Source organism: Actinomadura sp. NPDC000929, assembly GCF_040492065.1.
Classification (GTDB): domain Bacteria; phylum Actinomycetota; class Actinomycetes; order Streptosporangiales; family Streptosporangiaceae; genus Spirillospora; species Spirillospora verrucosospora.
Genome location: NZ_JBEUPA010000276.1, coordinates 1 through 4,386, shown reverse-complemented (window position 1 = coordinate 4,386; position 4,386 = coordinate 1). Strand labels below are relative to the sequence as shown.

Here is a 4,386-nt window from a genome sequence, read left to right as displayed (position 1 = left end):
CCCGCGCCTCGCCGGGCGCGGACGCCGCGAGAACGGTCGCCGGCGCCGCCGTCAGCGCCAGCGCGGAGACGGCCGCGAGCGCCCCCGCCGGCCCGCGTCCCGGCCTCATCCGCCCGCCCCTTCCCCCCGGGCGCCGTGGTCTCCGTCCTCGTTCTGGACCCGCAGGGCGTTCAGGGCGAAGGCGACCATGTGGTAGTGGCCGATGAGCATCACCAGCTCGATCAGCTCGCGCTCCCCGAAGCGCGTGGCCAGCTCCGTCCACGCGGCGTCGCTGATCGTGCCGCGCTCGTGCAGCTCGTCCGCGGCGGCCAGCACCATGCGGTCGTCGTCGCTCCAGCCGTGCCGGTCCGGGTCCTCGCGGAGCGCGGCGATCTCGTCCTCGGTGAGCCCCGCGTCCAGCGCGACCCGCCGGTGGTGGTCCCACTCGTACGCGCACGACCGGTGGTGCGCCGTGCGCAGGATCGCCAGCTCGCGGTCGCGGGCGCCCAGCGTCCCGTTCATCAGCAGCATGGAGCCGAACCCGATCCACGACCGGAACAGCTCCGGGTGCCGGGCGAGCGTGGTGATGACGTTCAGGGGTCCGATCGTGTCGGTCACGGCCCGGACGACGTCGTCCCACTCCTCCTCCGGGAGCGGGTCGAAGCGCGGGACGCGGTCTCCTGGGGTGTCGGCGCACATGGCGACATTTCTGCCACCGATCAGTGGGAAAGTTCTAGTGCGCCGGGAAAACTTGGCCGGATCGTGTCACGGGGGACGCGGGAGCCGGGCGGGTCAGGTGCTGCGCGTGGTGGCCGCCACCGCGAGCTCCGCCAGCGCCTCCCGGGCGCCGTCGGTGATCGGGGCCGTCTCCAGGGCCTGCTCCGCCTCGCGCAGGTAGCGCTCGATCATGGCCTCGCACGCGGCGAGGCCCCCGGTCTCCTCGATGACGGCGCGCAGCTCGTCCACGCCGGGACGGTCCAGCTCCGGGTCGCCGAGACGGCGCTCCAGCGCCGCGGCCTGGCTCGCGGAGGCGCGTTCCAGGGCGAGCGCGACCAGGACGGTCCGCTTGCCCTCGCGCAGGTCGTCGCCCGCGGGCTTGCCGGTCTCGGCCGGGTCGCCGAACACGCCGAGCACGTCGTCGCGGAGCTGGAAGGCGATGCCGAGCGGCAGGCCGTAGCCGGTGAGCGCGGCCGCCACGTCGGGGCGGGCTCCGGCCAGGGCCGCGCCGAGGTGCAGCGGGCGCTCGATCGTGTACTTGGCGCTCTTGTACTCCACCACGCGCAGCGCCGTCGCGACGTTCGCCTGGCGGCGCGCGCCCTCCAGCATGTCGAGGTACTGGCCGCACATGACCTCGGTGCGCATCAGGTCGTAGACCTCCCGGCCGCGGGACCTGCTCGCGCCGTCCAGCCCGGAGGTCTCGAACATCTCGCCCGACCAGGCCAGGCACAGGTCGCCGAGCAGGATGGCGGCGCCGCCGCCGAAGGCCTCGGCGTCGCCCGGCCACGCCTGGGCGCGGTGCAGCGCCTCGAACCGCCGGTGGGCGGACGGCTGGCCGCGCCGGGTGTCGCTGGAGTCCATCACGTCGTCGTGGATCAGCGCGCTCGCCTGGAGCAGCTCCAGGGACGCGGCGGCGGCCACGATGCCGGGCCCGTCCTCGCCGCCCGCCGCGCGCCACCCCCAGTAGCAGAAGGCGGGACGCAGCCGCTTGCCGCCGCCGAGCAGGGCGTCCAGGGCCGACAGCAGCGGTGCGAGGTCCTCGCTGATGGCGCGCAGCGCGGGGCGCCGGCGGTCGACGAAGGCCAGCAGCGCCTCGTCGACCTCCTTGCGGATCCGGGTGGTCGACATGCCGAGATCGTATCCACCTGGGTGCTTTCCACCCTCCATCGCGAACGTGAGATGTCATAAGATCTTCGGAAATGCGGACATAACGCATGCCGGGTGTGGCGAGCATCACGCGGATCGGCGGCCGGCCGCCCTTCCCCGCCGGGCCGGTCCCCTCCGGCGCGCTTCTGTAGGCTTGGGGAATGCGACCCGTACGCCCCCACAGGCCCCCGACCGTCCGAGAACTGCTCGCCTCGGGCGAGCGCTCGTTCTCGTTCGAGTTCTTCCCGCCCAAGACCGACAAGGGCGCGCGGAACCTGTGGCGTGCGATCCGCGAGCTGGAGTCCCTGCACCCGACGTTCGTGTCGGTCACCTACGGCGCGGGCGGCGGCACCCGCGACACGACCGTCGACATCGTCGAGCGCATCGCCACCGACACCACCCTGACACCGGTCGCGCACTTCACCGCCGTGAACCACTCCCAGGCGGAGCTGCGCAACCTGATCGGCCGGTTCGCCGCCGTCGGCGTCCGCAACGTCCTGGCGCTGCGCGGCGACCCGCCCGGCGACCCGATGGGGGAGTGGGTCAAGCACCCGGAGGGCGTCGAGTACGCCGCCGAGCTGGTCCGGATGATCCGCTCCTACGGCGACTTCTGCGTCGGCGTGGCCGCGTTCCCCTACAAGCACCCGCGCTCGCGCGACATCGAGAGCGACACCCGCCACTTCGTGGACAAGTGCCGCGCCGGCGCCGACTACGCGATCACCCAGATGTTCTTCCGCGCCGAGGACTACTTCCGGCTGCGCGACCGCGTCGAGGCCGCCGGCTGCGACGTGCCGATCCTGCCCGGCATCATGCCGGTCACCCAGCTCAGCACGATCGAGCGGTCCGAGCAGCTGTCGGGCGCGCCGTTCCCGCCCGAGGTCAGGGCCCGCTTCGAGGCCGTCGCGGGCGACCCGGAGGCCGTCCGCCGGCTCGGCATCGAGCACGCCGCCGAGCTGTGCGGCGAGCTGCTGGAGCAGGACGCGCCGGGCATCCACTTCATCACGTTCAACAAGTCGACGGCGACGCGCGAGGTCTACTCGCTGCTGGACGGCGCCGGGTACGGCGCGAGGGGCAGCCGCCCGCCCATCACCGCGTAGCGGGGCCCGCCGCCCGGAAACTCGAAGTCGGCCAGCAGGTCGACCAGGCCGACCGAACGGTAGAGGTGGCGCGCCGGGGTGTCCGGCGTCCTGTCGAGCGTCGACAGCACGACCGTCCGCTCCGGCCGCCCGTCGCACAGCGCGTTGAGCAGCCCCCGGCCGAGACCCCTGCCCTGCGCCTGCGGATGGACGTGCAGCTCGGCGACCTCGAAGGCGTCCTCCAGCCACGCGTCGGCGTGCTCGGGCCCCTCGCGGTCCGACAGCGCCTGGTAGACGACGTCGTGCCACCACTGGCCGCGCGCCCCGTGGAAACCGTAGGCGAACCCCTGGACGGGCGCCGGCATGACGGGCAGCGCCCCGCGCCGCTCGACAACGAACGCGCGGAACCCCGGATACGAGGAATGGCGCTCCATGATGGTGTGCCGGCCCGGGAGCTGCTCGTTCGGCGGTTCCATCGCGGCCGCGTACACGTCCAGCATGGGGCTCAGCCTGCGTAGGAAGGCGCGTTCGTCGATCTCGCGCAGCTTCGGGTCCCTCACCCGACAGAGACTAGACCCGCGCGATGGTCCGCTGGGTCGCGGAGAGCCGATCGTAGAGGTCCCAGAGGATCCGGTCGGCGGCCTTCCGCAGCGTGCCGCGGTTGGCGTCGAGCTGCCCGCCCCACTCGCGCGCCTCCGGGCCGAGCCACGCGTCCGTCCCGCCGAGGGTCTTCACGGGCCCGTCCAGCGCCTGCCGGAGCCGGTCGATGCTGCCGTAGGCGTCCGAGTACGCCTGGTAGAGCTGCTGGTACTCCGGGTTGGGCTGCTCGGCGGGCGACAGCCGGGCCGACGCGGCGCCCGTGATCGGCGGGGGCAGGCTGCCGGGAGGCGGTGGAGCGGCCATGGCGACCTCTCAGGCGGTGGCGGTGGACGGGTGCAGGTCGAGCCGGGCGAGGGCCTCGCGCGTGCGGCCGCTCATGTCGGCGCCCAGGAGCACCTGGACGGCGACGGGACGGACCCCGGCGCGGTCGGCCTCGGCCAGGAAGGCGCGCAGCCACTTCACGTCCATCGTCAGATGGTGGCTGGACGTGCCGAGGGACTGCCGCACGGCCGCCAGCCGCGCCCTGTCGCCCTGGGCGGCCTTCAGCAGCTCCGCGGCGGCCGCCGGGCCGAGCCGCTCGTACAGCTTCTCGGTGTAGTCGGGGTCGCCGGCGTTGGCCTCCAGGTGCTTCCAGACCGTGTCCGGGACGGGACGGCCGTGCTGGACGGACGCGGCCACGGCCAGCGCGTCGGCCCTGGCGGCCCGGGCGGCGGCGGGCCGGTCGGGGAAGTTGCCGATGTCGCCGGCGCCGTGCGGGGTCGGCTGCGGGGCCTATGACCTTCGCCGCCGCGTCCATCGCCTTCGCGGCGTCGGACATGGCCTTGGTGGCGCTGGTCATCGCCTTGGTCATCGCCGTCATGGCCTTGGC

Annotated in this window: 6 protein-coding genes; 1 reads left to right on the top strand and 5 read right to left on the bottom strand. The window is 73.8% G+C overall.

All coding sequences use genetic code 11. The features are described 5' to 3' along the window. Positions 1–105: 105 nt before the first annotated feature. On the bottom strand, positions 106–678 hold the full coding sequence (locus tag ABWI04_RS41800; protein WP_345184788.1) for a carboxymuconolactone decarboxylase family protein: 573 nt from the start codon (positions 676–678) through the stop codon (positions 106–108). A gap of 93 nt (positions 679–771) precedes the next feature. After that, positions 772–1,824 (bottom strand): polyprenyl synthetase family protein, encoded by a 1,053-nt coding sequence (locus ABWI04_RS41795; RefSeq protein ID WP_345184786.1) that lies wholly within the window; start codon positions 1,822–1,824, stop codon positions 772–774. A 179-nt stretch (positions 1,825–2,003) separates the two neighbouring features. Here ABWI04_RS41795 and metF point away from each other — a divergent pair, with 179 nt between their 5' ends. Next, entirely contained in the window at positions 2,004–2,939 is a 936-nt protein-coding gene (metF, locus tag ABWI04_RS41790; protein WP_353835871.1) for a methylenetetrahydrofolate reductase [NAD(P)H], read from the top strand. Here the strand turns inward: metF and ABWI04_RS41785 are convergent. Genes ABWI04_RS41785 through ABWI04_RS41775 form a run of 3 tightly spaced genes read right to left on the bottom strand, consistent with a single transcriptional unit; the run spans position 2,876 to position 4,196 of the window. Continuing rightward, positions 2,876–3,478: a GNAT family N-acetyltransferase gene (locus tag ABWI04_RS41785; RefSeq protein WP_345184782.1), complete on the bottom strand. Its 603-nt coding sequence runs from the start codon at positions 3,476–3,478 to the stop codon at positions 2,876–2,878. The genes metF and ABWI04_RS41785 overlap by 64 nt on opposite strands. A gap of 10 nt (positions 3,479–3,488) precedes the next feature. Continuing rightward, positions 3,489–3,821 carry a hypothetical protein gene (locus ABWI04_RS41780; protein WP_345184780.1) on the bottom strand — a complete coding sequence of 111 codons (333 nt, stop codon included), beginning with the start codon at positions 3,819–3,821 and terminating at the stop codon, positions 3,489–3,491. A gap of 9 nt (positions 3,822–3,830) precedes the next feature. Next, a complete protein-coding gene (locus ABWI04_RS41775) occupies positions 3,831–4,196 on the bottom strand; it encodes a hypothetical protein (RefSeq protein WP_353835870.1) in 366 nt (121 codons plus the stop codon). Positions 4,197–4,386: the final 190 nt, after the last annotated feature.